The organism is Streptomyces sp. NBC_00631, assembly GCF_045206895.1.
Lineage (GTDB): Bacteria > Actinomycetota > Actinomycetes > Streptomycetales > Streptomycetaceae > Streptomyces.
In genome coordinates, this window is the sequence record NZ_CP107734.1 from 4,632,680 (window position 1) to 4,656,905 (window position 24,226).

Annotated in this window: 16 protein-coding genes and 3 rRNA genes; 4 read left to right on the top strand and 15 right to left on the bottom strand. The window is 68.7% G+C overall.

The window, feature by feature from the left end; all coding sequences use genetic code 11:
* Positions 1 to 25: 25 nt before the first annotated feature.
* The 3 genes from rrf to OHB00_RS21205 form a co-directional block, all read right to left on the bottom strand.
* Positions 26 to 142: ribosomal RNA gene (rrf, locus tag OHB00_RS21195) — 5S ribosomal RNA — on the bottom strand.
* A gap of 93 nt (positions 143 to 235) precedes the next feature.
* A 23S ribosomal RNA gene (locus OHB00_RS21200) occupies positions 236 to 3,341 on the bottom strand.
* 290 nt (positions 3,342 to 3,631) lie between these two features.
* Positions 3,632 to 5,156, bottom strand: a 16S ribosomal RNA gene (locus OHB00_RS21205).
* Together the 16S, 23S and 5S rRNA genes form the textbook arrangement of a ribosomal RNA operon.
* Here OHB00_RS21205 and OHB00_RS21210 point away from each other — a divergent pair.
* Positions 5,152 to 5,520: a hypothetical protein gene (locus OHB00_RS21210; RefSeq protein ID WP_406436480.1), complete on the top strand. Its 369-nt coding sequence runs from the start codon at positions 5,152 to 5,154 to the stop codon at positions 5,518 to 5,520. The genes OHB00_RS21205 and OHB00_RS21210 overlap by 5 nt on opposite strands.
* Positions 5,521 to 5,723: 203 nt before the next feature.
* Here the strand turns inward: OHB00_RS21210 and OHB00_RS21215 are convergent, their stop codons facing one another.
* The gene (locus tag OHB00_RS21215; protein WP_406436482.1) at positions 5,724 to 6,731 is read right to left on the bottom strand and encodes a stage II sporulation protein M; all 1,008 of its coding nucleotides are present in this window, start codon (positions 6,729 to 6,731) and stop codon (positions 5,724 to 5,726) included.
* Positions 6,732 to 6,860: 129 nt separating this feature from the next.
* Here OHB00_RS21215 and OHB00_RS21220 point away from each other — a divergent pair, with 129 nt between their 5' ends.
* Entirely contained in the window at positions 6,861 to 7,793 is a 933-nt protein-coding gene (locus OHB00_RS21220; protein WP_406436484.1) for an RDD family protein, read from the top strand.
* A 49-nt stretch (positions 7,794 to 7,842) separates the two neighbouring features.
* Here the strand turns inward: OHB00_RS21220 and OHB00_RS21225 are convergent, their stop codons facing one another.
* From OHB00_RS21225 to OHB00_RS21260, 8 genes are all read right to left on the bottom strand, one after another.
* Positions 7,843 to 8,469: a hypothetical protein gene (locus tag OHB00_RS21225; protein WP_406436486.1), complete on the bottom strand. Its 627-nt coding sequence runs from the start codon at positions 8,467 to 8,469 to the stop codon at positions 7,843 to 7,845.
* Positions 8,470 to 8,667: 198 nt separating this feature from the next.
* On the bottom strand, positions 8,668 to 10,125 hold the full coding sequence (gene ahcY / locus OHB00_RS21230; RefSeq protein WP_406436488.1) for an adenosylhomocysteinase: 1,458 nt from the start codon (positions 10,123 to 10,125) through the stop codon (positions 8,668 to 8,670).
* 302 nt (positions 10,126 to 10,427) lie between these two features.
* Entirely contained in the window at positions 10,428 to 11,408 is a 981-nt protein-coding gene (locus OHB00_RS21235; RefSeq protein WP_406436490.1) for a cation diffusion facilitator family transporter, read from the bottom strand.
* 105 nt (positions 11,409 to 11,513) lie between these two features.
* Positions 11,514 to 12,665: a mannose-6-phosphate isomerase, class I gene (gene manA / locus OHB00_RS21240; protein WP_406436492.1), complete on the bottom strand. Its 1,152-nt coding sequence runs from the start codon at positions 12,663 to 12,665 to the stop codon at positions 11,514 to 11,516.
* Positions 12,666 to 12,842: 177 nt separating this feature from the next.
* Positions 12,843 to 13,970: an SIS domain-containing protein gene (locus OHB00_RS21245; RefSeq protein WP_406436494.1), complete on the bottom strand. Its 1,128-nt coding sequence runs from the start codon at positions 13,968 to 13,970 to the stop codon at positions 12,843 to 12,845.
* Between the two features lie 64 nt (positions 13,971 to 14,034).
* Positions 14,035 to 14,205 (bottom strand): Trm112 family protein, encoded by a 171-nt coding sequence (locus tag OHB00_RS21250; RefSeq protein ID WP_393436525.1) that lies wholly within the window; start codon positions 14,203 to 14,205, stop codon positions 14,035 to 14,037.
* A 226-nt stretch (positions 14,206 to 14,431) separates the two neighbouring features.
* Complete coding sequence (locus tag OHB00_RS21255; protein ID WP_406436497.1) at positions 14,432 to 15,799, bottom strand: phosphomannomutase/phosphoglucomutase; 1,368 nt, start codon at positions 15,797 to 15,799, stop codon at positions 14,432 to 14,434.
* A 450-nt stretch (positions 15,800 to 16,249) separates the two neighbouring features.
* On the bottom strand, positions 16,250 to 16,624 hold the full coding sequence (locus OHB00_RS21260) for a DUF3499 domain-containing protein (RefSeq protein WP_218162383.1): 375 nt from the start codon (positions 16,622 to 16,624) through the stop codon (positions 16,250 to 16,252).
* Between the two features lie 329 nt (positions 16,625 to 16,953).
* Between OHB00_RS21260 and OHB00_RS21265 the strand changes: the two genes are divergently transcribed.
* Positions 16,954 to 17,406 (top strand): metallopeptidase family protein, encoded by a 453-nt coding sequence (locus OHB00_RS21265; RefSeq protein WP_406445917.1) that lies wholly within the window; start codon positions 16,954 to 16,956, stop codon positions 17,404 to 17,406.
* A gap of 41 nt (positions 17,407 to 17,447) precedes the next feature.
* Here OHB00_RS21265 and OHB00_RS21270 read toward each other — a convergent pair whose 3' ends face one another.
* From OHB00_RS21270 to OHB00_RS21280, 3 genes are all read right to left on the bottom strand, one after another.
* Positions 17,448 to 18,941 carry a DUF5719 family protein gene (locus OHB00_RS21270; RefSeq protein WP_406436499.1) on the bottom strand — a complete coding sequence of 498 codons (1,494 nt, stop codon included), beginning with the start codon at positions 18,939 to 18,941 and terminating at the stop codon, positions 17,448 to 17,450.
* Positions 18,938 to 22,609: a glycosyltransferase gene (locus tag OHB00_RS21275; RefSeq protein ID WP_406436501.1), complete on the bottom strand. Its 3,672-nt coding sequence runs from the start codon at positions 22,607 to 22,609 to the stop codon at positions 18,938 to 18,940. Before OHB00_RS21275 ends, OHB00_RS21270 begins: the two co-directional genes overlap by 4 nt.
* Positions 22,610 to 22,817: 208 nt before the next feature.
* The gene (locus OHB00_RS21280; RefSeq protein WP_003975777.1) at positions 22,818 to 23,081 is read right to left on the bottom strand and encodes a WhiB family transcriptional regulator; all 264 of its coding nucleotides are present in this window, start codon (positions 23,079 to 23,081) and stop codon (positions 22,818 to 22,820) included.
* A 616-nt stretch (positions 23,082 to 23,697) separates the two neighbouring features.
* Between OHB00_RS21280 and OHB00_RS21285 the strand changes: the two genes are divergently transcribed.
* The gene (locus OHB00_RS21285) at positions 23,698 to 24,198 is read left to right on the top strand and encodes a cysteine dioxygenase (protein WP_406436503.1); all 501 of its coding nucleotides are present in this window, start codon (positions 23,698 to 23,700) and stop codon (positions 24,196 to 24,198) included.
* The last annotated feature ends 28 nt before the right edge of the window (positions 24,199 to 24,226 follow it).

Below are 24,226 nucleotides of genomic sequence, written 5' to 3' on the forward strand. Positions count from 1 at the left end.
GGTGTGGGGCTCTTTCTCAATATTTGTTCGGCGGCGTCCTACTCTCCCACAGGGTCCCCCCTGCAGTACCATCGGCGCTGTAAGGCTTAGCTTCCGGGTTCGGAATGTAACCGGGCGTTTCCCTCACGCTATGACCACCGAAACACTATGAAACTCTCAGCCGCACCACACCCCGGAAAAACGGGGCATGGGGCTGTTCGTGGTTTCAGAACCAACACAGTGGACGCGAGCAACTGAGGACAAGCCCTCGGCCTATTAGTACCGGTCACCTCCACCAGTTACCTGGCTTCCAGATCCGGCCTATCAACCCAGTCGTCTACTGGGAGCCTTACCCCATCAAGTGGGTGGGAGTCCTCATCTCGAAGCAGGCTTCCCGCTTAGATGCTTTCAGCGGTTATCCCTCCCGAACGTAGCCAACCAGCCATGCCCTTGGCAGAACAACTGGCACACCAGAGGTTCGTCCGTCCCGGTCCTCTCGTACTAGGGACAGCCCTTCTCAAGACTCCTACGCGCACAGCGGATAGGGACCGAACTGTCTCACGACGTTCTAAACCCAGCTCGCGTACCGCTTTAATGGGCGAACAGCCCAACCCTTGGGACCGACTCCAGCCCCAGGATGCGACGAGCCGACATCGAGGTGCCAAACCATCCCGTCGATATGGACTCTTGGGGAAGATCAGCCTGTTATCCCCGGGGTACCTTTTATCCGTTGAGCGACGGCGCTTCCACAAGCCACCGCCGGATCACTAGTCCCGACTTTCGTCCCTGCTCGACCCGTCGGTCTCACAGTCAAGCTCCCTTGTGCACTTACACTCAACACCTGATTGCCAACCAGGCTGAGGGAACCTTTGGGCGCCTCCGTTACTCTTTAGGAGGCAACCGCCCCAGTTAAACTACCCATCAGACACTGTCCCTGATCCGGATCACGGACCCAGGTTAGACATCCAGCACGACCAGACTGGTATTTCAACGACGACTCCACACGAACTGGCGTCCGCGTTTCAAAGTCTCCCAGCTATCCTACACAAGCCGAACCGAACACCAATATCAAACTGTAGTAAAGGTCCCGGGGTCTTTCCGTCCTGCTGCGCGAAACGAGCATCTTTACTCGTAGTGCAATTTCACCGGGCCTATGGTTGAGACAGTCGAGAAGTCGTTACGCCATTCGTGCAGGTCGGAACTTACCCGACAAGGAATTTCGCTACCTTAGGATGGTTATAGTTACCACCGCCGTTTACTGGCGCTTAAGTTCTCAGCTTCGCCCCACCGAAATGGAGCTAACCGGTCCCCTTAACGTTCCAGCACCGGGCAGGCGTCAGTCCGTATACATCGCCTTACGGCTTCGCACGGACCTGTGTTTTTAGTAAACAGTCGCTTCTCGCTGGTCTCTGCGGCCACCCCCAGCTCGAACAGCAAGTGTTCTCACCAGGTGTGGCCCCCCTTCTCCCGAAGTTACGGGGGCATTTTGCCGAGTTCCTTAACCATAGTTCACCCGAACGCCTCGGTATTCTCTACCTGACCACCTGAGTCGGTTTAGGGTACGGGCCGCCATGAAACTCGCTAGAGGCTTTTCTCGACAGCATAGGATCATCCACTTCACCACAATCGGCTCGGCATCAGGTCTCAGCCTTGATGTGCGACGGATTTACCTACCGCACGGCCTACACCCTTACCCCGGGACAACCACCGCCCGGGCTGGACTACCTTCCTGCGTCACCCCATCACTCACCTACTGCAAGTCTGGTTCGCCGGCTCCACCACTCCCCTTTGCCCGAAGGCTCCGGGGCGGCTTCACGGACTTAGCATCGCCTGGTTCGATGTTTGACGCTTCACAGCGGGTACCGGAATATCAACCGGTTATCCATCGACTACGCCTGTCGGCCTCGCCTTAGGTCCCGACTTACCCTGGGCAGATCAGCTTGACCCAGGAACCCTTAGTCAATCGGCGCACACGTTTCCCACGTGTGAATCGCTACTCATGCCTGCATTCTCACTCGTCAACCGTCCACAACTCGCTTACGCGGCTGCTTCACCCGGCAGACGACGCTCCCCTACCCATCACAGCCTCCGTTGGGAGTATTGCTGCAATGACACGACTTCGGCGGTACGCTTGAGCCCCGCTACATTGTCGGCGCGGAATCACTAGACCAGTGAGCTATTACGCACTCTTTCAAGGGTGGCTGCTTCTAAGCCAACCTCCTGGTTGTCTGTGCGACTCCACATCCTTTCCCACTTAGCGTACGCTTAGGGGCCTTAGTCGATGCTCTGGGCTGTTTCCCTCTCGACCATGGAGCTTATCCCCCACAGTCTCACTGCCGCGCTCTCACTTACCGGCATTCGGAGTTTGGCTAAGGTCAGTAACCCGGTAGGGCCCATCGCCTATCCAGTGCTCTACCTCCGGCAAGAAACACACGACGCTGCACCTAAATGCATTTCGGGGAGAACCAGCTATCACGGAGTTTGATTGGCCTTTCACCCCTAACCACAGGTCATCCCCCAGGTTTTCAACCCTGGTGGGTTCGGTCCTCCACGAAGTCTTACCTCCGCTTCAACCTGCCCATGGCTAGATCACTCCGCTTCGGGTCTTGAGCGTGCTACTGAAACGCCCTGTTCGGACTCGCTTTCGCTACGGCTACCCCACACGGGTTAACCTCGCAACACACCGCAAACTCGCAGGCTCATTCTTCAAAAGGCACGCAGTCACACCACAAGGATGCTCCCACGGCTTGTAGGCACACGGTTTCAGGTACTATTTCACTCCCCTCCCGGGGTACTTTTCACCATTCCCTCACGGTACTATCCGCTATCGGTCACCAGGGAATATTTAGGCTTAGCGGGTGGTCCCGCCAGATTCACACGGGATTTCTCGGGCCCCGTGCTACTTGGGTGTCTCTCAAACGAGCCGTTGATATTTCAGCTACGGGGGTCTTACCCTCTACGCCGGACCTTTCGCATGTCCTTCGCCTACATCAACGGTTTCTGACTCGCCCTGCCGCCGGCAGACGACAGAAGAGAGATCCCACAACCCCGTATACGCAACCCCTGCCGGGTCTCACACGCATACGGTTTGGCCTCATCCGGTTTCGCTCGCCACTACTCCCGGAATCACGGTTGTTTTCTCTTCCTGAGGGTACTGAGATGTTTCACTTCCCCTCGTTCCCTCCACACTGCCTATGTGTTCAGCAGCGGGTGACAGCCCATGACGACTGCCGGGTTTCCCCATTCGGAAACCCCCGGATCAAAGCCTGGTTGACGACTCCCCGGGGACTATCGTGGCCTCCCACGTCCTTCATCGGTTCCTGGTACCAAGGCATCCACCGTGCGCCCTTAAAAACTTGGCCACAGATGCTCGCGTCCACTGTGCAGTTCTCAAACAACGACCAGCCACCCATCACCCCGCCACACTCGGCGAGTTCACTGGGGCCGGCATCGAGGGAATTCATTCCCTCAGACACCCAACAGCGTGCCCGACACTCTCTCACCGTCCTCCCGTGTTCCACGCCGAAGCAGTACTAACAGGAGATCTTGAGAGTGTGCCGAGTAGTCAACGTTCCACCCATGAGCTGACCACCGTCGATCATTCGCCGACGTAGTGGCTCTGACTGCCTTGCGGCAGCTAGATGCTCCTTAGAAAGGAGGTGATCCAGCCGCACCTTCCGGTACGGCTACCTTGTTACGACTTCGTCCCAATCGCCAGTCCCACCTTCGACAGCTCCCTCCCACAAGGGGTTGGGCCACCGGCTTCGGGTGTTACCGACTTTCGTGACGTGACGGGCGGTGTGTACAAGGCCCGGGAACGTATTCACCGCAGCAATGCTGATCTGCGATTACTAGCGACTCCGACTTCATGGGGTCGAGTTGCAGACCCCAATCCGAACTGAGACCGGCTTTTTGAGATTCGCTCCACCTTACGGTATCGCAGCTCATTGTACCGGCCATTGTAGCACGTGTGCAGCCCAAGACATAAGGGGCATGATGACTTGACGTCGTCCCCACCTTCCTCCGAGTTGACCCCGGCGGTCTCCCGTGAGTCCCCAGCACCACAAGGGCCTGCTGGCAACACGGGACAAGGGTTGCGCTCGTTGCGGGACTTAACCCAACATCTCACGACACGAGCTGACGACAGCCATGCACCACCTGTACACCGACCACAAGGGGGCGCCCATCTCTGAACGTTTCCGGTGTATGTCAAGCCTTGGTAAGGTTCTTCGCGTTGCGTCGAATTAAGCCACATGCTCCGCCGCTTGTGCGGGCCCCCGTCAATTCCTTTGAGTTTTAGCCTTGCGGCCGTACTCCCCAGGCGGGGAACTTAATGCGTTAGCTGCGGCACCGACGACGTGGAATGTCGCCAACACCTAGTTCCCACCGTTTACGGCGTGGACTACCAGGGTATCTAATCCTGTTCGCTCCCCACGCTTTCGCTCCTCAGCGTCAGTAATGGCCCAGAGATCCGCCTTCGCCACCGGTGTTCCTCCTGATATCTGCGCATTTCACCGCTACACCAGGAATTCCGATCTCCCCTACCACACTCTAGCTAGCCCGTATCGACTGCAGACCCGAGGTTAAGCCTCGGGCTTTCACAATCGACGTGACAAGCCGCCTACGAGCTCTTTACGCCCAATAATTCCGGACAACGCTTGCGCCCTACGTATTACCGCGGCTGCTGGCACGTAGTTAGCCGGCGCTTCTTCTGCAGGTACCGTCACTTTCGCTTCTTCCCTGCTGAAAGAGGTTTACAACCCGAAGGCCGTCATCCCTCACGCGGCGTCGCTGCATCAGGCTTTCGCCCATTGTGCAATATTCCCCACTGCTGCCTCCCGTAGGAGTCTGGGCCGTGTCTCAGTCCCAGTGTGGCCGGTCGCCCTCTCAGGCCGGCTACCCGTCGTCGCCTTGGTGAGCCACTACCTCACCAACAAGCTGATAGGCCGCGGGCTCATCCTGCACCGCCGGAGCTTTACAACCCGGGAGATGCCTCCCAGGCTCATATCCGGTATTAGACCCCGTTTCCAGGGCTTGTCCCAGAGTGCAGGGCAGATTGCCCACGTGTTACTCACCCGTTCGCCACTAATCCCCACCGAAGTGGTTCATCGTTCGACTTGCATGTGTTAAGCACGCCGCCAGCGTTCGTCCTGAGCCAGGATCAAACTCTCCGTGAATGCTTCTCACGGGAGCGGAACAGGCCGGAGGAATAATCCGACCGTTCACAGCGTCCTCGCTGTATTTTTCTTCAAAGGAACCTCGACCATCGGACAGTGTCCGACGGACGGGGTATCAACATATCTGGCGTTGACTTTTGGCACGCTGTTGAGTTCTCAAGGAACGGTCGCTTCCTTTGTACTCACCCTCTCGGGCTTTCCTCCGGGCTTCCCTTCGGTGTTTCCAACCTTACCAGATCCGTTTTCCGTTCCGTTTCCGGTCGGAATTCATTTCCGGTGGCCGTTGGAGGGCCGTCGCTTTTTGATTGCCTTCCGGCTCTCTTTCGGCGATTCCGACTTTATCAGAAGTTCTTGGCCGGTCTGACCGGCCACTCATTTCTGAGTAAATCGGAGGTGGCTTCGATGTTCGGAGAGGACTCTCCGTTGCGAAGCAGATCGATTCTAACGATCGGCCCTGAACCTGTCCAGCTCTGGGCAACTGTTTGAATCTACCTCCTCGTCCAACCCGTGTCAACGGGTCTTCCGCGGCGAAGAGGAGACTAGCAGCTCACAGGTGGTCTCCGCACATCAGGCGGCCGTGGGGACCAGCGCGCTGCGGTCGCTCTCCTCAAGGTCACCCGTCTCGCCGGCGCGAGCGGCACGGCCGCCCACGACGAAGACGTAGGCCAGGAAGGCCAGCTCAGCCGCTACTCCGATGCCTATGCGCGCCCAGGTCGGCAGCCCGGACGGGGTGACGAAGCCTTCGATGGCGCCGGAGACGAACAGGACGAGCGCCAGGCCGATCGCCATGTTCACGGCGGCGCGGCCCTCTTCGGCCAGGGCCGTACGGCGACTGCGCGGGCCGGGGTCTATGAGCGTCCAGCCGAGGCGGAGTCCGGTGCCCGCCGCCACGAAGACCGCGGTGAGTTCCAGCAGCCCGTGCGGGAGGACCAGGCCCAGGAAGGTGTCGAGGCGGCCGGCCGAGGACATCAGGCCGAAGCCGACGCCCAGGTTGAGCATGTTCTCGAAGAGGATCCACAGGACCGGAAGGCCGAGAAATACGCCCAGGACCAGGCACATCGCGGCGGCCCTGGCGTTGTTCGTCCACACCTGGGCCGCGAAGGACGCCGCGGGATGGCTGGAGTAGTAGGTCTCGTACTCGCCGCCGGGGCGGGTCAGCTCGCGGAGCTGGCTGGGGGCCGCGATGGTCGACTGCACGTCGGGGTGGGTGCCGATCCACCAGCCGAGGACGATCGCTATCGCGGTGGAGATGAGCGCGGTAGGAACCCACCAGTGACGGGAGCGGTAGACGGCGGCCGGGAATCCCTGTCCCAGGAAGCGGGCGACATCGCGCCAGGAGGCGCGGCGGGTGCCGGTCACGGCACTGCGCGCGCGTGCCACGAGTTGGCTGAGGCGTCCGGTGAGCTGTGGATCGGGAGCACTGGACTGGATCAGGGAGAGGTGGGTGGCGGTGCGCTGGTAGAGCGCGACGAGTTCGTCGGCCTCGGCTCCGTTGAGGCGTCGCTGGCGGCGGAGGAGTGCGTCGAGACGGTCCCACTCGGCTCGGTGTGCGGAGACGAAGACGTCGAGATCCATCGGGTCTGCCTGCTCCTCGGCTGGTCGTCGACTGCCTGTCGTAGCTGTCAGCTTGTCGTACTGCGGCGCGATGCGCCCTCAGCTTGGCAGACTTGCGTTGTACAGGGCAGACCAGGGAAGGCGGCGGGCGTGAGTGAGCTGGTGACGGGCGAGGCGGTGGCGCTCGAACTGCGTCCTGCGAGGCTGCCCAGCAGGGCACTTGCCGTGCTGCTCGACCTGATCGTGGCCTTCACCGTGTACGTCGGTGTTTCGATCGGCCTGGCGGCGGCCACGGCCTCGCTCGACGACGCCGCGCAGCTCGCCCTCGCGATCGCGGCCTTCCTGCTGGTGCTGGTCGGTGCGCCGATCGCGGTGGAGACGCTGAGTCATGGGCGCTCGCTCGGGAAGCTGGCGTGCGGACTGCGGGTCGTACGGGATGACGGCGGGCCCATCCGGTTCCGGCACGCGCTGGTGCGGGGTGCTCTCGGTGTGGTCGAGATTCTGATGACCTTCGGGGTCGTCGCCTGTATCGCCTCGCTGGTCTCGGCACGTGGGCGGCGGCTGGGGGACGTGTTCGCGGGGACCCTGGTGGTGCGGGAGCGGGTGCCCGTCGGGCAGGCCCGTTTCGTTCCGCCGCCTCCACCCTGGCTGGCGGGGCGTTTCGCCGAGCTGGATTTGTCGGCCGTTCCGGACGGGCTCTGGCTCGCGGTGCGGCAGTACCTGACGCGGATGCAGCAGCTCGACCCGCAGGTGTCGTGGGGGATGGCCGCACAGCTGGCCGGCGATCTCGCGAACCGGACGGGGACGCCGGCGCCCCCGGACATTCCGCCGGCGGCCTATCTGGCGGCAGTGGTGCAGGAGCGGCAGGCTCGCGAAGCCCGGCGGGCCTTCGCCGACCATGCTCCGCCGTCCCCCGCCGCCCCCAACGCGTACGCGCCTCCGGTACCCGGCGCGCCCCCGGCCCCTGCCTCTGCCCCCGCGCCTGCGGCCGCGCCCGCACCTCTCTCTTCGTCGGTCGCGCCCGTGGCTCCGCCCGCAGCGGCGGCCGAGCGGCCGGCGACCGGGTTCGTGCCCCCGGCCTAGGCACGTCCGCCTGTCGGCCGGCTCGGCGCCTGGCCCGCTGGGCGACTGTTCAGTCGTCGGGATCGGTGAAAACCGACGGCGGTGACTGCAGGTCCTCCAGCTCGATTCCGGGGGCTGCCAGGACCACGTCGCCGGCGAGGTGCACGGAGTGCTGTTCGCCCGTGTCCAGGGCTGTGACCTGGTATTCGTCCACCGTCAGAGGGCCGTTGTCAGTGGCGTGTGTTTCGCTTTTCAGCAGGGCCCAGGACTGGTCCACGGTGCGTGGGGCGAGGACCGGGTCGGTGAAGGCCACGAGGCGTACGCGGGTCGCGGCAGTGGAAGGGGTGAGGCGCAGGAGACGGGCGGTGGCGACCAGGAACGCGGGGGACGTGCCGGTGAAGGCGTGGGCGCGCACATTGCCTTCGGTGGCATGAGTGCCGGTGGGGTCCGTGCGGACCCAGGTGACGCCGTCCAGGGCGGCGCCGCGCACCTGCCAGCTCCCGGCGTGGAGTTCGAGGCGGATGGGGCGGCCGAGGCCGTCGAGGGTGAGATCGACGGAGCCGCCGTGGTCACCGGAGGGGGTGGTCACCTGGGAGACATAACGCCAGCCGGAGGGGCCGGGGGCGCACTGGAAGTGTTCCTCACCGAGGGGGGTGTGATCGTGCGGATCGTGGAGCGAATAGCGGCCGCGGGGCATGGGGGTCCTGGGGCTTGACGGGTGTGGGTCCGGTGCTCGGACCTGCGGTACGGCCGCGCGGGCGGTCGGCGGGCCAAAGGGGCAGGCCCCCGGCACGGGGGTGCGGGGGCCTGCCTCGGTGGACCGGTGGCCGGTGGGCCTCCCGCCGGGAGAGCGCGTCAGTGCACGGGCGCGCTTCCCGGTGGGCAGGGTCCGGACTCAGTAGCGGTAGTGGTCCGACTTGTACGGGCCCTCGACCTCCACGCCGATGTACGCGGCCTGCTCGGGGCGCAGCGTCGTCAGCTTCACGCCGAGCGAGTCCAGGTGCAGGCGGGCGACCTTCTCGTCGAGGTGCTTGGGCAGCGTGTAGACGCCGACCGGGTACTCGTCGGGCTTGGTGAACAGCTCGATCTGGGCCAGGGTCTGGTCCGCGAACGAGTTGGACATCACGAACGAGGGGTGGCCGGTGGCGTTGCCCAGGTTCAGCAGGCGGCCCTCGGAGAGGACGATGATGACCTTGCCATCGGGGAAGGTCCAGGTGTGGACCTGCGGCTTGACCTCGTCCTTGACGATGCCGGGGAGCTTGGCGAGGCCGGCCATGTCGATCTCGTTGTCGAAGTGGCCGATGTTGCCGACGATGGCCTGGTGCTTCATCTTGGCCATGTCCGAGGCCATGATGATGTCCTTGTTGCCGGTCGTGCTGACGAAGATGTCGGCCTTGTCGACGACCTCGTCGAGGGTCGTGACCTGGTAGCCGTCCATGGCGGCCTGGAGGGCGCAGATCGGGTCGATCTCGGTGACGATCACGCGGGCGCCCTGGCCGCGCAGGGACTCCGCGCAGCCCTTGCCCACGTCGCCGTAGCCGCAGACGACCGCGGTCTTGCCGCCGATCAGGACGTCGGTGGCGCGGTTGATGCCGTCGATCAGCGAGTGGCGGCAGCCGTACTTGTTGTCGAACTTCGACTTGGTGACGGCGTCGTTGACGTTGATCGCCGGGAACAGGAGGACGCCGTCGCGCTGCATCTCGTACAGGCGGTGGACGCCGGTCGTGGTCTCCTCGGTCACGCCGCGGATCTCGGACGCCAGCTGGGTCCACTTCTGCGAGCCGTCCGTGATGGTGCGGTGCAGGAGTTCGAGGATGACGCGGTGCTCGTCGGACTCGGCGGTGTCGACCGAGGGGACCTTGCCGTCCTTCTCGTACTCGACGCCCTTGTGGACGAGGAGGGTGGCGTCACCGCCGTCGTCGAGGATCATGTTGGGGCCGCCGGTGGGGCTGTCCGGCCAGGTCAGCGCCTGCTCGGTGCACCACCAGTACTCCTCCAGGGTCTCGCCCTTCCAGGCGAAGACGGGGATGCCCTGCGGGTTGTCGGGCGTGCCGTTCGGGCCGACGGCGATGGCGGCGGCCGCGTGGTCCTGGGTGGAGAAGATGTTGCAGGACGCCCAGCGGACCTCGGCGCCCAGGGCGACCAGGGTCTCGATCAGGACGGCGGTCTGCACGGTCATGTGCAGGGAGCCGGTGACACGGGCGCCGGCCAGCGGCTGGGTCTCGGCGTACTCCTTGCGGATCGCCATCAGGCCGGGCATCTCGTGCTCGGCGAGGGTGATCTCCTTGCGGCCGAACTCGGCCAGGGAGAGGTCGGCGACCTTGAAGTCCTGTCGGTTGTCGACAGTCGTCATTGCGAGCTGCTCCTCGGGGTTGGGTCGAGGGTGGGTACGGCTGGTCTGCGCGGCGGCGGACACAGGGGTGCCCGAGAAGAGGACACAGGCATGCCCGCGTACGCGCAGCGCAGTCCGTCGGAGGCCCTCTCTCCCTCGGTCGGTCCGTGTGGACCGCCCGACCGCCATCAGCAGCGACGTCTGGCTCCGTCCCAAGCTACACCGGAGGAGCGGGGCGCCCCCAGTCCGCCTCCGATCAGATCACGCCGTTCGGGGCGGGCGAGCGCGGTCGGCAGGGGCGGTGTACGGGGAGACCGGCGGGATCAGTGGCCGGCGGGGTGGGGGGTCGGGCCGCCGGGGGTGGCTTCCGGGTCGGGGCCCTTGGCGGCCTCCGCCTCGCTGTAGATGTCGGGTTCCAGGTAGATCACGCGGGCGATGGGGACCGCGGTGCGGATGCGGGCCTCGGCGGCGTTGATGGCCCTGGCGACCTCGGCGGCCGTGTCGTCGTGCTGGACGGCGATCTTGGCGGCGATGAGGAGTTCCTCGGGGCCGAGGTGGAGCGTGCGCATGTGGATGATGCCGGTGACCGTGTCGCCGTCGACGATCGCGGCCTCGATCTTCTCGACCTCCTCGACGCCCGCGGCCTCGCCGAGCAGCAGCGACTTGGTCTCGGCGGCGAGGACCAGGGCGATCAGGACGAGCAGGACACCGATGCAGACCGTGCCGATGCCGTCCCAGACGCCGTCGCCGGTGAGCACGGCCAGGCCGACGCCGAGGAGGGCGAGGACGAGACCGATGAGCGCGCCGAAGTCCTCAAGGAGGACGACCGGCAGCTCGGGGGCCTTGGCGCGGCGGATGAACTGCGACCAGGACAGCTTGCCACGCAGTTCGTTGGACTCCTTTATGGCCGTTCTGAAGGAGAAGCCCTCGGCGATGACAGCGAAGACGAGGACGCCCACCGGCCAGTACCAGTGCTCCACTTCGTGCGGGTGGCTGATCTTCTCGTAGCCCTCGTAGATGGCGAACATGCCGCCGACCGAGAAGAGGACGATGGAGACGAGGAAGGCGTAGATGTACCGCTCGCGGCCGTAGCCGAAGGGGTGTTGGGGGGTCGCCTCGCGCTGGGCCTTCTTGCCGCCGATGAGCAGCAGGAACTGGTTGCCGGAGTCGGCGAGCGAGTGGACGCCCTCGGCGAGCATCGACGAGGAGCCGCTGAACGCGAACGCCACGAACTTCGATACCGCGATCGCGAGGTTGGCGCCGAGTGCCGCCACGATCGCCCTGGTGCCGCCTGACGCGCTCATGTGTTCGCGTTGTCCCTTCTCGTTCTCGCCGGTACTCGTCTTTTGCCCGTGCTTTGCCGGTGGGTCATTCTTGCAGCCCGGTCCGGGGGCGACTCGGCGGACCTCTCAGACGACCACCGTGGCGCGGAACACCGTGCCCGCGCCCGACACCTCCGCCTTCTCGCCCGCGGGGACGAACACCGACCGGCCCGGGGTCAGGTCGTACTCGCCGACGCGGACCGTACCGGCCGTGCAGAGCAGGATCTGCGGGGTCGGCAGGGTCAGGTCATGGGCGGCGGTACCCTCGGGCAGGACGTACCGGGAGAGCCGGAACTCGTCGATCGGCGTCTCGTAGACCTCCTCGCCGTCCGGGGCCGCCTCGGGGCGCAGCACGCCCGCGTCGCCCGCCTCGAAGCGGACGACACGCAGGAGTTCGGGGACGTCGACGTGCTTGGGGGTCAGTCCGCAGCGCAGGACGTTGTCGGAGTTGGCCATGATCTCGACGCCGAGGCCGTTGAGGTAGGCGTGCGGGATGCCGGCGCCGAGGAAGAGGGCTTCACCGGGCTGCAGGCGGACGTGGTTGAGGAGCATGGCGGCGATCACGCCGGGGTCGCCCGGGTAGTGGTGGGCGATGTCGGCGTAGGGCGCGTAGTCACCGCCGAGGCGGGTGCAGGCGGCGGTGGCCTCGGCGACCGTGTGGGCCATCTCCTCGCGGTCGGCGCTGAGGATCGCGGTGAGGACCTCGCGCAGGGCCGCGTCCTCGGGGTGGGCGCGCAGCGCGTCGACGTACGGCTTGAGGGAGTTCACGCCGAGCCCGTCGAGGAGTGCGGCCGACTGCTCCGGGGCGCGGAAGCCGCACAGGCCGTCGAACTCGGTGAGGGCGCAGATCAGTTCGGGCTTGTGGTTGGCGTCCTTGTAGTTGCGGTGCGGGGCGTCGACCGGGATGCCGCGCCGCTCCTCGTCCTCGTAACCCTCCCTGGCCTGCTCCAGGTTGGGGTGCACCTGGAGGGAGAGCGGGGCGCCGGCGGCGAGGATCTTGAGCAGGAAGGGCAGGCGCGGGCCGAATCTGGCGACGGCCGCCGCGCCCAGTTCGGCCTTCGGGTCCGCGTCGACGACCTCGACGAGCGTGCCGCGCGCGGTGCGTGAGGGGGCGCCCGGGTGCGCGCCCATCCACATCTCCGCCTGCGGCTCGCCGCTCGGCTCGACCCCGAGCAGCTTCGGGATGGCGGTCGGGGAACCCCAGGCGTAGGGACGGATGGTGTTGTCGAGGAGATCCATGACTTCTCTCTGCGGGTTCTCTCTGCGGGCGGGGGCGAACACGGGCAGGCGGAAGCACGCGGCGCGTCGTACGGCGGTGTACGGCGCCTGTGTTCACCGTGTGTTCCGCTGCCGGTCCGCCTGCGGTACGGCCCTCAGGTCGTCCTTCGTGCGGCGGGTCCGGTGTCGGTGTCCACCTCAGGCCCTCGAAGCGAGCGCCAGGTAAACGGCGGCGAAATCCGTGACGGCGATCAGTTCCGCCAGGGTCTCCAGGTCGTCGCCCGCCTCGGGCTCCAGCTCGCTGATCGGGGTGTCGTGGCTGAGGGCGAGGTCGCGGGCGGCGGGGGCGGCGGTGAGGCCGCCGATGGGACGGTCGCGGAGCAGCACCACGCGCGCGTGCAGCGCGGGCGGCTCGTTCACGCGGTCGCGGAAGAAGTCGTCGGGGTCGGCGCTGGCGGCGAGCGGGCCGGCGAGCAGGGCGGTGTGGGCCGCCAGTGCCTCGGGAAGTTCGGCGACCAGCGCGGGCCGGCCGGCCAGTTCGGCGAGGGCGGCGGCGAAGCGACGGCCGGCCGGGCCTGCCGACTCGCCCTCCGTCCAGACCACCGGGAGCGCGTCGGCGAGTTCCGAGGCGAGGGTCTTGGCCGGGTTGCTGTACGTCACGATGGCCGGACCGCAGCGCTCGGCGATGTGGTCGAGGCGGTCGGCGATCTTCCCCAGCGCGTCCGGCGGCGCGGTGACCAGACCGATCCGGTCGAGGAGCGCGAGCAGCGGGGTGAGCAGCGCCCACAGCACGCCCGGGGAGGAGCCGGCGAGCGGTTCGCCGTGGTCGTACGGGGCCGTCGCCAGCGGCATGAACATGCCGTGGGCGCCGGCCACCGCCTCGGCGAGCGGGGTGCCGGCGGGGGCCACGGCGGCGACCGAGCAGCCGCGCCGGTAGGCCTGGTCGGCGAGGAGGGAGAGGCTGGGTTCGGTGCCGTCCGGGGTGGCGATCAGCAGCAGGTCGACGGAGCCGGCCCAGCCGGGGAGCTCCCAGCGCAGGGCGCCGGCGGCCGGGGCGACGCCGGTGGGGGCCAGGCGGGTGACGGGGCTGCCGGGGCCGGCCAGCGTGCCCAGGAGGTCGGCGGCGTGGGTGGCGGCGGCGCCGGGGCCCGCGATCAGGACGGCGCGCGGGCGGCCGTCGGGCTTCAGCTCCTGGACACCGGCCTCGGTGGCGTGCCGGGCGGCCGTACGGACGCGGGCGCCGGCCTCGGCCGCACCGCGCAGCAGACCTCGGCGGTCGGCCGCGGCGAGGTCCTCCGGGGTGTCGAGCAGCGATTCGTCGAGCATGGAGCGGCCTCCGGGTGCCGGGGTCCTGTCCTGATCTTGAACTTGGTTCGGGGCGTTGCCGCGCTTACGCCGGGCGGCGGGCCTCGTCGACGAGGAGGACGGGGATGCCGTCGCGGACGGGGTACGCAAGGCCGCAGTCCTGGCCGGTGCAGATCAGCTCGGTGTCCTGCTCCTTGAGGGTGGCGTGGCAGGCCGGGCAGGCGAGGATCTCCAGAAGGCCGGCTTCGAGCGGCATGGGGGGGGTTCCCTTCGGGGTGGATGTTCGCGTGCGGTCAGGTTACCGCCGGTTGGGTGGGTTGGGCTGGCCGCCGGTGCCTGCTGACCGTCCGCCGGGGTGACCCCCAGGGGGCTCCGCGCCCTGGACCCCCGAGACCTTCGCCCACCCACCACCCGACTCGGTTGGTCGAGAAGGTGATGGGCGGGGTAGGTGGCCCGGTTGGCTGAAGGCGAGCTGATTCTGGTCAGGCTCGGATGATTGCCAGGACCTCGTCCCTGATCTTCGTCATCGTCGCCTCGTCCCTTGCCTCCGCGTTCAGGCGCAGGAGCGGTTCCGTGTTGGAGGGGCGGACGTTGAACCACCAGTCGGCGGCGGTGACGGTGAGACCGTCGAGGTCGTCGAGGGTGAGGTCGTCGCGGTCGCCGTAGGCCGCGCGGATCGCGGCGAGGCTGGCCTGCTGGTCGGTGACCGTGGAGTTGATCTCGCCGGAGCCGGTGTAGCGGTCGTACTGGGCGACGAGGGAGGAGAGGGGGGCGGGCTGGCCGCCGAGGGCCGCGAGGACGTGCAGGGCGGCCAGCATGCCCGTGTCGGCGTTCCAGAAGTCCTTGAAGTAGTAGTGGGCCGAGTGCTCACCGCCGAAGATCGCGCCGGACCTCGCCATCTCGGCCTTGATGAAGGAGTGGCCGACGCGCGTGCGGACGGGGGTGCCGCCGTTCTCCCGTACCACCTCGGGGACGGTCCAGGACGTGATCAGGTTGTGGATGACCGTGCCCTTGCCGCCGTTCCTGGCCAGCTCGCGCGCGGCGACGAGGGCGGTGATCGCCGACGGGGAGACCGGGTCGCCGTTCTCGTCCACGACGAAGCAGCGGTCCGCGTCGCCGTCGAAGGCCAGGCCCAGGTCGGCGGACTCGGCGCGCACGCGCTGCTGGAGATCCACGATGTTGGCGGGGTCGAGCGGGTTGGCCTCGTGGTTCGGGAAGGTGCCGTCCAGCTCGAAGTACATCGGGACCAGGGTCAGCGGCAGGCCCTCGAAGACCGTCGGAACCGTGTGGCCGCCCATCCCGTTGCCCGCGTCGACCACGACCTTCAGCGGGCGGATGGAGGTCAGGTCCACGAGCGAGCGCAGGTGGGCCGCGTAGTCCGACAACGTCTCCCGGGTGGTGATGGTTCCCGGTGTGGCGGCCGGCTCGGGGGCGCCCTCCCGCGACCAGCGCTCGGCCAGCTCCCGGATCTCCGTCAGGCCCGTGTCCTGGCCGACCGGCGCGGCTCCCGCGCGGCACATCTTGATGCCGTTGTACTGCGCCGGGTTGTGCGAGGCCGTGAACATCGCGCCCGGCAGGCCGAGGGCGCCCGAGGCGTAGTACAGCTGGTCGGTCGAGCAGAGGCCGATCTCGGTGACGTCGACGCCCCGGGCCGTCGCGCCGCGCGCGAAGGCGCGGGACAGGCCGGGTGAGGAGGGCCGCATGTCGTGGCCGACGACGATCGCGGCGGCGCCGGTCACCTGGACGAACGCGGCGCCGAACAGCTCGGCGAGCGCCTCGTCCCACTGGTCCGGAACCACCCCGCGCACGTCGTACGCCTTCACGATCTGCGACAGATCAGCAACAGCCACAGGCCAACCCTCCTGGAATCCTCTCGGTCGCCCCAAACTACCTGTCCGGGTGCGGGCCCGAGGCGGGAGCCCCCAGCGGACACCCGGCGGACTCCTTGCTGTGATCTGCGGCGATCCGGCCCAGTCGATCACGGTCGGCACAAGACGAGGGCGGAGCAGTCGTGGCAGGCTTCGCTCTCCGGCCCCATGGCCGGCCCCGCGATCGTGAGTCGTCGGCGGCCGCCAGGAGTTCCGGCGAGAGGACCGCAACTCCCCTACGGGCGCCGCCCGGGGCGAGGATCGGTCAGCGGAGGAGATTTCCTCCGACCGGTTCGCCCTTCGGGTTGACGACGTCCAGGAAGGGCCGGTCGTGGGCCCGGTTCGCCTTCACCGGCCGGGCGTTGGCCGTACGGGGCGTCGGTGGGAAGGATTCGCGGCAGCTCGACGAGACGTCGGCTGCCCGCTGCGCCGTCAGTTGTCCGGAGACCGCAGCACCCGCAGATGGCCGCGCCGTGCGACCTCCATCGGGTCCGCGCCGCGGCCGCCGCCGCCCGCCTCGGCCGCCCGCTCCTGGGGGCGGGCCGCCTCGCGCACCGCGTTGGCGAGCGCTTCCAGGTCGTCGCCGCTCGGCCGCGCGGGAGCGGAGCCGTCGAGGAGCCTGACGACCTCCCAGCCGCGCGGGGCGGTGAGGCGCTCGGAGTGCTCGGCGCACAGGTCGTAGCAGTGGGGTTCGGCGTAGGTGGCGAGCGGGCCGAGGACCGCGGTCGAGTCGGCGTAGACGTACGTCAGCGTCGCGACGGCGGGTCGGCCGCAGGCGGTTCGCGAACAGCGACGTACAGGGCTCACGACGTTGGACGGTACCGCACTCTTGAGCGGGCCGCGACGACTCTCCCCCAGGTCACTCCACCGTGTCGTACTGTGAAACGCCCCACACACCCCTCCCGACACGCCCTGTTGACCTGCATGGAGGACACCGTCCGGGGTCATGGTCAGTATCGCATCCGGTCACGAGTCGGTACAAACACCGTCAATTGCCTTGTGGCCGCCGGTCTCGTGGAGATACGGAAACGAGCCCAACCTTGGCTGGAACGTTCATCCCGCGACATGCCGCCCCGGGGGTCGCCGGTGCGTGCGGCGGCGCGGCCGGAGCCCGCGAGGACTACGCTTCACCAGTGATGGACAACCGTGTACCGCCCCGTGCCGCCGGCCCCGGGCCTCGTCGACGCGATCGCCACGGTCGGGGCATGCGCGGGCCGATCGCGCCACCTCAGGTGCCGTTGGCCGCGAGCCGCGCCGACGTCTTCGCGGACCTGGTGCAGGACTCGGTGGAGCGCCTGGAGCGGCGCTGGCCGCAGCTCGCCGACATCGATTTCCTGGTCCTTGAGGTGCCCCGGCTCCAGGACCGGCACGGGGAGACCTGGAGCGACGAGGCGGTGCCGCTGGGCGGCGTCATTCCCGCGCGCGAGGGGCGGCGGGCGCGGGTGGTCGTCTACCGGCGGCCGGTCGAGATCCGCACCAAGGGGCGCGACGAGCGGGCCGCGCTGGTCCACGAGGTGGTCGTGGAGCAGGTCGCCGAGCTGCTCGGCCTCACCCCGGAGACGGTCGATCCCCGCTACGGCGAGGACTGAGCCCCCGGCGGCCCCGTCCACCCCCACTTCTGCTGCTTCTGCTACTTCTGCAGGACCGACACGTCCTGGTCCGCCTCCGGTACGGCCACCGTGCCGCGGTCGTCCGGGAGGGTCTGGATCGTGAAGCCCGGGACGCCGTCCTCGGTGGCCGCCAGGGTGCGGGCGCCGTAGACCGGGCCGCCGGAGACCGTCTCCACGGTCAGGGCGTACGTGCCCTTCAGGCCGGACGGGACCGGGGCGTCGACGTTCTGGGTGGTGCCGGACTTGATCGTGAACGTCTTGGACACAGCCGTGCCGCCGCCGCTGCCCGCCGACGCCGTGACCTTGACCTGGGCGGTCCCGGTGGGCGCGGTCAGGGACAGGGTGGTGCCCTTGCCGCTGTTGTCGGCGGACGTCGCGCGCGTGCCCACCGGCGCGGTCGCCGGGATGTACGCGGTCTCCTGGTTGCCGCCCTTGCCGCGGGTGACGCGCAGGGCGGCGACCACCGGCACGGACTGGTCGCTCGGCGTGAGGATCAGCGAGCCCGCCTCGCCGCGCGTGACGTCGCCGAGGTCGGTCGCGGTGGTCATGCCCGACTTCACGTGCAGCGTCTCGTTACCGGCCGGGGTGATCGTGCCGTCCGGGGAGGCGAGGCGCACCTTCAGGTCCGCGTCGCTGTCACCGGTGGTGAAGGCGATCAGCCGGACGTCGGTGGCGTCCTTGGGGATGCCGGGCAGCACGAGGCTGCCGGACGGGTCGGCGGATGCTGCCAGCCAGTCGCCGCCGGACTTGTCGTCCAGGGCCTGCACGCTGGCGCCGACCCGGCCGCTGCGCACGCTCACGTGCACGGTCAGGTCGGTCTGCTTCTCGTCGCTGAGCGTGGACAGCAGGACCGGCTCACTGGCGTGCGGCTGGACCGTGATCCCCTCCCCCACCGAGGACTTGAGCTGGCCGTCCTTGCCGTACAGCTCGATGTCGACGACGGCGGCGCTGTCGTCGGGGTTGGTGAGGTGCACGTAGTCGGTGCGGCCGGTGGCGGTGCTGGCGCCGGGGAACCAGAAGTCGGTGTCGGCCGCCGTGCAGTTGACCCCCTGGAGGCCGCGCCCGGTGCCCGCGGCGACCTCGGTGGTCTCCTGGACCGTCCAGCCGGGGGCGTACTTGCCCTCGGCGGTGCCGACGTAGGCGGGCCCGTCGGCGCCGGAGGTGTCCGCGGTGGCCGGCGTCCCGGGCGTCTTCGGGGTCAGGACCGGCTTGGCGGCCTTCTTCTTGCCGCCGCTGCCGGTCCCGTCCGCCGACTGCTCGGTGGCGGCCTGGAGTTGGGCCTTGCCGTCGCTCGCGGTGCCCTGGGTGACGGGCGTGAACGACGTGTACGAGGTGTCGGCGATGTCGGAGATGCTGGGCGCCGGGCACAGCAGCGTGGTGCGCTCCACGGGCAGCTGGGCGGCCGCCTCGGCGGTGTGGGCGGAGGTGGTGGCCGGCGGGTCGATCGCGGCGAACCCGGTGACCGCCGCGAGGGCGGCCGTACCGGCGAGCAGGGACAGGGTGGTGCGGTTCACTGCTGGCTCCCGTCGGGGTGCTCGCCACCGGTGCCGTGGTGGTGCTGGGCGGCCGGGTCATAGGCGGGGTCGTAGCCCTGCTGGTACGTCGGGTCGTACGCCGCCTGCCCCTGCTGCTCGCCGTAGGCGTACGGGTCGTACTGGCCGGTCTGGTAAGGGTCGTACGTCTGCTGGTCGTAGCCGCCGGTCTGGTACTGGCCGGTGCCCGTGTCCTGGTACTCGGCCGCGTAGCCGGCGTTGTAGCCGTCGGCCGCCGGGTAGGAGGCGGGATCCCACTCGTCGTACGACTGCTGCTGCGGGACCGCGGCCGGAGGCTGCTCCTCATCGGCCGCCGGGACGCCGGTGCCGTCCTCCGGGATCGTCTCCTCCTCGGCCTCCGCCTGGGCGCGCAGCCGGCGGGCGCGGCGGCCCTCGCCCTCGACGGCCTGGGCGGGGATGGGCTGCTCCTCGGGGAGGTCGTCGTCGACGTCGCGGCGGCGGCCGGGGAGGGCGAGGACGACCAGGACGACGGAGAGCGCGCCCTGTGCCCAGAGCCAGGCGGTGTGGGTGAACGGCGTGTCGTAGGTGACGTCCAGTTTCCCGCCGGAGGCGGGGAGTTCGAAGCCCTGGGCCCAGCCGTCGACGGTGGTGCGGGTGAGCGGCTTGCCGTCCAGGGTGGCCGTCCAGTCCGGGGAGGCCGAGTCGGCCAGGCGCAGGATGCGGCCGTCGGCGCCGGTCGGGATGGTGGTGTGGATGTCGACGGGTCCCGCGGCGACGGAGGCGGAGGTGCCCGAGCCGTTCGCGGAGACGATGGTCGCGCGGGAGACCTGCTGGTCGACGCGCCACAGGGCGCTGCCGTCCTGCTGGCTGAGCCGGGACAGGCCGGGGGTGGCGTCCAGCACGCGTGTGATGTCACGCGGTGCGCCCTTGTGGACGAGGACGTAGCGCACCGCGAACCCGCCGAGCTGGTCGGCCTGGTCGGCGCCGGAGCCGGCGACCAGGTTGGCCACGACCTTGTCGAGCTTGGGGTTCTCGCCGTCGGCGGCGGCCACCTCGGCGTCGCCCATGCGGGCGCCGGAGCCGCGCACCAGCATGTAGCTCACGCGCGCGGTGCTGTCGCTGTCGAGGACGAGGGTGCGGACCTGGTCGGTGGTGTTGCTGTCCTCGGCGACGAACGCGGGCACCTGGCTCGGGTCGCGCCGCTCGACCGGGCCGTCGGCGCCCGCGATCATCCAGCCGGCGGCGAGCAGCAGCGGGCCCGCGGCGGCGGCGAAGGCGATCAGCGCGGCCACCGGCTGGCGCCAGCCGAAGCTCTGCTCGGCGACCCGCGAGCGCGCCCCGTCGGCGCCGAGCGCGGCGGCGGACAGGATCGCGATGCCGTAGACCAGGGTCGCGGGGCCGGCCCAGGTGGACCTGTTGGACAGGACCGCGAAGACCAGGCCGACCAGGGCGACCGCCCAGGCGGTGCGGACCGCCGACTGGCGCTCGGAGCGCAGCAGGGCGGCGAGCGCGGCCAGGACGATGCCGATGAGCATCAGCCCGTCGAGCGTGCCGGGGCCGCCCGGGCTGGCGCCGAGCAGGTCGAGGGCGGAGGCGGCCGAGGAGCCGTACTCCAGCCCGGCTTCCTTGAAGAAGCCGAACGGCAGCAGGGTCAGCGACCAGGGGGCGAGGACCAGCAGCGGGGTGCCGAGCTGGGCCAGCAGCCGCAGGCCGGAGGGGACCAGGTCGGAGCGGCGGGCGGCGAGCACGGCGAGGCCGAGGACCAGGGCGATCGGCCAGACGACCGGCGTGAACGCGGTGGTGATGGTCAGCAGCAGCGCGTACGCCCAGGTCGCGCGCCAGCTTCCCCGTGCCCCGGAGGAGTTCGCGAGGCCGCTCGCCGCGATGCCGGCGCGGGCGATCAGCGGCAGCAGGATCGCGAGGACGGCGGTGCCGATGCGGCCGCCCGCGAGGGCGCCGGTGGCGGCGGGCAGGAAGGCGTAGGCGATGGCCGCCCAGGCGCGCAGCAGGCGCGAGGTGACCAGCGGGCGGGAGGCGAAGTAGGCGGTGAATCCGGCGAGCGGTACCGAGGCGACCAGCAGCACGGTGACCGCGAGCCCGGTCGAGCCGAACAGCAGGGCGGCCAGGGAGGCGACGATCGCGAGGTACGGCGGTGCGGCCGGGGTGCCGCCGGCGCCGACCGCGTGCCAGGCGTCCAGGTAGCGCGACCACAGCTCGCCCGCGGTGCCGGGGGCGGGCAGCAGGGCGCCGCCCGCGAGCGCGCCGGAGCCGAGCAGCGCGCGGCAGGCGGCCAGCGAGATCAGCAGCAGCACCAGAAAGAGCACCGGGCCCGGCTTGCGGGCGATGCGCTTGAGGCGGGCGAACTGCTCGATCTCCAGGAAGTCGGCGTCGTCGCCGCCGGGTCCGGACTCGACGGCGCCGCCGTGCCGGCCGGCCGCGGAGATCTCGTCGTCGCTGCCGAAGAGGTTGCCCGCGACCTGCTCGACGGTGGCCCGGACGGTGGCGCCGGGCGGCGGGAACAGGGGGCGCAGCTCGCCCTTGTCGAGCTGGGAGCGGCCGCGCCTGCGCCGCCCGGCGATGATCCGCTCGGGCCGCAGCAGGGTGCCCAGCAGGCCGCGGATCTCGTCCAGGGCCTGTCCGGGGACCTTGCCGACGAGGTAGGCGACGGTGCGCAGCAGGGTGCCGAGGACCAGGCGGAGCAGGATCCACGGCAGCACGGCCGTACGGGCGTTGACCAGCAGGGTGTAGATGGCGCCGGCCTTGTCGACCTTGTGCGGGGAGGCGGTGGTGCGGCCGGCGCAGTCGACGGCGCGGCGCTCGCGGGAGGCTGCCTCGGCGTGCCGTACGACGGCCTCGGGGGCGACCAGGACACGGTGGCCCGCGTTGTGCGCGCGCCAGCACAGGTCGACGTCGTCGCGCATCAGGGGCAGCCTGCGGTCGAAGCCGCCGAGCTCCTCGAAGACGTCGCGGCGGATCAGCATGCCGGCGGTGGAGACGGAGAGCACGGGCCGGATGTGGTCGTGCTGGCCCTGGTCCTGCTCACGGCGGTCCAGGCCGGTCCAGCGGCGGCCGGAGTTGGCGATGGTGACGCCGACCTCCAGCAGCTGCCTGCGGTCGTACCAGCCGCGCAGCTTGGGGCCGACGACCGCCACGTCGTCGCGGCCCAGTTCCATCTCGTTGTCCACGACCCGCAGCAGCTGGGCCAGGGCCTCGGGTTCCGGGGCGCAGTCGTCGTGCAGCAGCCACAGCCACTGGACCGGCTCGCCGTAGGGCAGCTCGGGCATGTCGTAGGCGTCGTCGCGCCACTGGCGGGTGACCGGGTCCCAGCCGCTGGGCCGCTTCAGGTACGGCAGGTCGTCCGGGGTGAGGACGGGCGCGGTGCGGCTCGCCTCCTCGACGGCCTGGCCGAAGCCGGTGCGGCGGGCCAGGTGCAGGACGTTGGCGTCGCCGAGGGACGCGGTGAGCTGCTGGGCGGAGTCGTCCGCGCTGCCGGTGTCGGCCGCCACCGCGTACTGGACGGGGCGCTCCTGGCCGAGCAGCCCGGCGAGCGCGTCGGGCAGCCAGCGGGCGCCGTCGTGGGAGACGAGCACCGCGGTCACCACATGACGCGGAAACTCGGGCGGGCGGGTTGGGTCAAACCCCGCTGTGGCAGCCGTCTCTTGGGCTGCCGTGTGGCTGTGCACGGACATCGAGGTACGGGCCCCGGTTCGATGGACTGCGGTGGACTCCTGCGCCCGCTGGTGGCGGCGAGGCGTCTCGGACGAGCGACCACACTATCGGCTGGGCATCTCGACGGCCCGCCGCCTGTGGATAACCCACCCGCGACGGGCCGTTCGCGCAGCTCAGATGTGTGCGTTGTGTGGACGTCCGGCTCGGGCACCCGTCTCGGCGTCCGCTTCAGACAGCGGCCTTCTTGAGGCGGCGGCGCTCCCGCTCGGAGAGTCCGCCCCAGATACCGAAGCGCTCGTCGTTGGCGAGGGCGTACTCAAGGCACTCGGAGCGCACCTCGCAGGCGAGGCAGACCTTCTTGGCCTCTCTGGTGGAGCCGCCCTTCTCGGGAAAGAAGGACTCGGGGTCGGTCTGGGCGCACAGCGCGCGCTCCTGCCAGCCGAGTTCCTCGTCCGCGTCGTCGACCAGCAGTTGCTGCACCAGCTCGGTCATGTGCGCCCCTCGTCTGTCTTTCACGTCCCCGTGCCCGGCCGTTACCGATTTCGGCTGAACGACACGAGTGAAATTACAAGTGTGCTGCTCCGGGCGAGTCAAGCCGAGATCTGCTATTGGGCCCGTTATTCACTCTGCGGAACCAAGGCCGTGCGGAAAGTGTTCAAATCGGCATAAACCTTGACATGCAGACGAGGCCCGTCACGGGCCTCCGACCCCATACAGAGGTTGTACGAAGAAGGACGCCCAGATGTTCGATCGCGTTCCGAAGTGGCTCGCGCGCCCGGTTGTGCGCCATGTGTCCCGGGTGCCCACTGAGCAAACCTTTCCGCAGCGAGATGGACCGGATGAGGTGAACCGTGTCCCACATACCGGGCGTCGAGTTGACACGGGAGGTGTGAACCGATGTCCTTGTGGGCATGCTCGCGAACTTGGCATCCACCTCGACCCGCACCGCCGGGTCCCACGGTGCTGCCCGTGCTCGCTGTAGCTGTTGCTGTTCCAGCTGTTGAGCCGTAGCCGTATCCCACCGCTCCAGCTGCAGACCGAGTCCCCGGACTCGGTTTTCGCTTTCGTTCCCCGCTGACCTTCTTCACTGAGGAACCACCGCACCCCCATGAACAGCGACAACGACCTCCAGATCGCCGGCGACATCCTCGAAGTCGCGCACCTGCTGCAGCCCCCGCGCGAGCACCCGGTCACCGTGGCCGAGTTCGTCGGGCTCGCCCGCACGATCGCCGCCGACCGCTCGCAGTGGGAGCACCTCGTCCGGTACGACGCGACCAGCCGCTGGTACCACCGGCTGCGCACCGGCCCCGGCTACGAGGTGTGGCTGCTGTCGTGGGTGCCCGGACAGGGCAGCGGACTCCACGACCACGGCCGCTCCTCCGGCGTGCTGACGGTCCTGGAGGGCGCGCTCACCGAACGCACCGAGCGCGGCACGCGCGCGTTGAGCGCCGGTGCGCAACGGGTGTTCGCGCCGGGGTACGCGCACGAGGTGGTGAACGACGCCCTGGAGCCCGCGGTGAGCCTGCACGTGTACTACCCGGGCCTGACCGAGATGCCTATGCGCACGGCGGCCGCGGCCGCTTGCGAGGCCCGTCCCGTGACTGCGTGACGCGTTGTCCGACCCGCCTGCAAGACTT

Excerpts from the sequence above, each read along its gene's own strand:
- OHB00_RS21215 (WP_406436482.1), bottom strand. The coding sequence starts at position 6,731 with ATGGATCTCGACGTCTTCGTCTCCGCACACCGAGCCGAGTGGGACCGT.
- OHB00_RS21225 (WP_406436486.1), bottom strand. The coding sequence starts at position 8,469 with ATGCCCCGCGGCCGCTATTCGCTCCACGATCCGCACGATCACACCCCC.
- ahcY (WP_406436488.1), bottom strand. The coding sequence starts at position 10,125 with ATGACGACTGTCGACAACCGACAGGACTTCAAGGTCGCCGACCTCTCC.
- OHB00_RS21235 (WP_406436490.1), bottom strand. The coding sequence starts at position 11,408 with ATGAGCGCGTCAGGCGGCACCAGGGCGATCGTGGCGGCACTCGGCGCC.
- manA (WP_406436492.1), bottom strand. The coding sequence starts at position 12,665 with ATGGATCTCCTCGACAACACCATCCGTCCCTACGCCTGGGGTTCCCCG.
- OHB00_RS21245 (WP_406436494.1), bottom strand. The coding sequence starts at position 13,970 with ATGCTCGACGAATCGCTGCTCGACACCCCGGAGGACCTCGCCGCGGCC.
- OHB00_RS21250 (WP_393436525.1), bottom strand. The coding sequence starts at position 14,205 with ATGCCGCTCGAAGCCGGCCTTCTGGAGATCCTCGCCTGCCCGGCCTGC.
- OHB00_RS21265 (WP_406445917.1), top strand. The coding sequence starts at position 16,954 with ATGGACAACCGTGTACCGCCCCGTGCCGCCGGCCCCGGGCCTCGTCGA.
- OHB00_RS21275 (WP_406436501.1), bottom strand. The coding sequence starts at position 22,609 with ATGTCCGTGCACAGCCACACGGCAGCCCAAGAGACGGCTGCCACAGCG.
- OHB00_RS21280 (WP_003975777.1), bottom strand. The coding sequence starts at position 23,081 with ATGACCGAGCTGGTGCAGCAACTGCTGGTCGACGACGCGGACGAGGAA.
- OHB00_RS21285 (WP_406436503.1), top strand. The coding sequence starts at position 23,698 with ATGAACAGCGACAACGACCTCCAGATCGCCGGCGACATCCTCGAAGTC.